We start from the raw sequence: 2,668 nt of genomic DNA on the forward strand, positions 1-2,668 counted from the left end.
ATTCCTGGCATCAATCCTCGGAACCATGGATCGTTAACCTGGATTCGTTGCCCTGCCTTTCTCCCGCTTTGCATTGACTATCCGCCCGGCCTGCGCCACATCTCTGCCATGGAAACCTCCGCGCCGTTATTTTCGCACCGCAAGCACTGGGCCGCCAAGTTCGGCACCGCACCCTTCCTGCCCATGTCGCGGGACGAGATGGATATGCTCGGCTGGGATTCCTGCGACATCGTGCTGGTGACCGGCGACGCCTATATCGACCATCCGAGCTTCGGCATGGCGGTGATCGGGCGGCTGCTGGAGGCGCAGGGATTCCGCGTCGGCATCATCGCCCAGCCGGACTGGCAGTCGCCGGACGCCTTCGCGGCGCTGGGGCGGCCGACCCTGTTCTTCGGGGTGACCGGCGGCAACATGGATTCCATGGTCAACCGCTATACCTCCGACAGGCGCATCCGCCGCAACGACAGCTACACGCCCGGCGGCGAGGGCGGCAGGCGGCCGGACCGGTCGGTCACGGTCTATGCCCAGCGCTGCCGCGAGGCGTTCCGGGACGCGCCCATCGTGCTGGGCGGGATCGAAAGCTCGCTGCGGCGCATCGCCCATTACGATTACTGGTCGGACAAGGTGCGGCGCTCCGTCCTGGCCGACGCCAAGGGCGATATCCTGCTCTACGGCAATGCGGAACGCGCGGTGGTCGAGGTGGCGCACCGGCTGGCGCGGCGCGAGGAACTGTCGACCATGGACGACATCCGCGGCGCGGTGCTGCTGAAACCGGCGGTGCCGGCGGGCTGGACGGAAGTTCCCGCCGACGATATCGATTCCGGCGAGGAAGGCGGGCGCGCGACCGGCGAAAAGACCGTCATCCGGCTGCCGTCCTTCGAAACCGTGGCGGCGGACGGCGAGGCCTATGCCCGCGCTTCGCGCGTGCTGCACCGGGAAAGCAACCCCGGCAACGCCAGGCCGCTGGTGCAGCGCCACGGCGACCGGGAGCTGTGGCTGACGCCGCCGCCGATTCCGCTGACCACCGAGGAAATGGACGGCGTCTACGACCTGCCCTACGCCCGCGCGCCGCATCCGAGCTATGGCGACGCCAAGATCCCCGCCTGGGACATGATCCGCTTTTCCGTGACGATCATGCGCGGCTGCTTCGGCGGCTGTTCGTTCTGTTCGATCACCGAGCATGAAGGGCGGATCATCCAGAGCCGCTCCGAAGAGTCGATCCTGCGCGAGATCGAGACGATCCGCGACCGCACCGAGGGCTTCACCGGCATCATCTCCGATATCGGCGGGCCGACGGCGAACATGTACCGCATGGCCTGCAAGGACAAGGCAACCGAAGCGGTCTGCCGGCGGCCGTCCTGCGTATTTCCCGGCATCTGCAAGAACCTGGACACCAGCCATGACAACCTGATCAAGCTGTACCGGAAGGCGCGCGAACTGCCGGGGGTGAAGAAGGTGATGGTCGCCTCGGGCGTGCGCTACGACCTGGCGGTGCGCAGCCCGGCCTATGTGAAGGAGCTGGTGACCCACCATGTCGGCGGCTACCTGAAGATCGCGCCGGAACATACCGAGGAAGGGCCGCTGCGCCGGATGATGAAGCCGGGCATCGGCGCCTATGACGAATTCAAGCGGCTGTTCGACCAGGCGGCGAAGGCGGCGGGCAAGAAATACTTCCTGATCCCCTATTTCATCGCCGCCCATCCGGGCACGACGGACGAGGACATGATGAACCTCGCCATCTGGCTGAAGAAGAACGGCTTCCGCGCCGACCAGGTGCAGACCTTCCTGCCCTCGCCCATGGCGATCTCGACCGCCATGTACCGCTCCGGCGTCAACCCGCTGAAACCGGTGCGGCGCGGCGCCTCGGAACAGGTGGGCACCGTTAAGAACCTGAAGCAGCGCCGGCTGCACAAGGCCTTCCTGCGCTATCACGACCCGGAAAACTGGCCGCTGCTGCGCGATGCGCTGAAGCAGATGGGCCGGGCCGACCTGATCGGCCCGGGCAAGCGCCACCTGGTCCCCAACTGGCAGCCCGCCGGCACCGGCAAGAGCCGCGGCGAAGGAAGGCGCACCGGGCGCAAGCACGGGCCGCAGAAATTCCTCACCAAGGGCATCCGCGAAAACCTGCCGCGCCGGACCAGGCCGGCGGGCTGAGACATTATTCCGTGATTTCGGGTTCCACGAGCTTCGCCAGCTTGCGCAGGGATTCCTGCCAGCCGAGATAGCAGGCCTCTGTCGGGATCAGGTCGGGGATGCCTTCCTGCACCACCGTCATTTGCGCGCCAACCGATACCGGCTTCAGGGTCACCGTCACCTTCATTTCGCCCGGCAGGTTCGGATCGTCGAACGCATCGGTGTAGACGAGCGTCTCGCCGGGAACGAGTTTCAGATAGGCGCCGCCAAAGACGTGGCTGTTACCGGTCGTGAAGTTGCGAAACGACATGCGGTGCCGGCCGCCTTCCCTGGCATCCAGTTCGTGAACCGTACAGGTAAAGCCGAATGGCGGCAGCCAGCTTGCGACCGCATCGGGTTCAAGGAATGCGCGGTAGATCTTATCCGGCCCGGTGGCGAAGACACGATGCAGGCTGACGGTGTTTGGCATGGGAATCTCCCTTCTAACAGGCTGCGGAAAAACGCAATGTTACGGCCCCTATCCGCTTGAGAGCAG

The 2,668-nt window shown here is 65.5% G+C and carries 2 protein-coding genes; one reads left to right on the forward strand and one right to left on the reverse strand.

Going from position 1 to position 2,668, the window contains the following annotated elements; translation table 11 throughout:
• The first annotated feature begins 108 nt into the window (after positions 1-108).
• Complete coding sequence (locus tag WD767_18040; protein ID MEX2617993.1) at positions 109-2,154, forward strand: YgiQ family radical SAM protein; 2,046 nt, start codon at positions 109-111, stop codon at positions 2,152-2,154.
• A 4-nt stretch (positions 2,155-2,158) separates the two neighbouring features.
• Here the strand turns inward: WD767_18040 and WD767_18045 are convergent, their stop codons facing one another.
• Complete coding sequence (locus tag WD767_18045) at positions 2,159-2,602, reverse strand: SRPBCC family protein (GenBank protein ID MEX2617994.1); 444 nt, start codon at positions 2,600-2,602, stop codon at positions 2,159-2,161.
• Positions 2,603-2,668 lie beyond the last annotated feature (66 nt).

The organism is Alphaproteobacteria bacterium (assembly GCA_040905865.1).
Lineage (GTDB): Bacteria > Pseudomonadota > Alphaproteobacteria > UBA8366.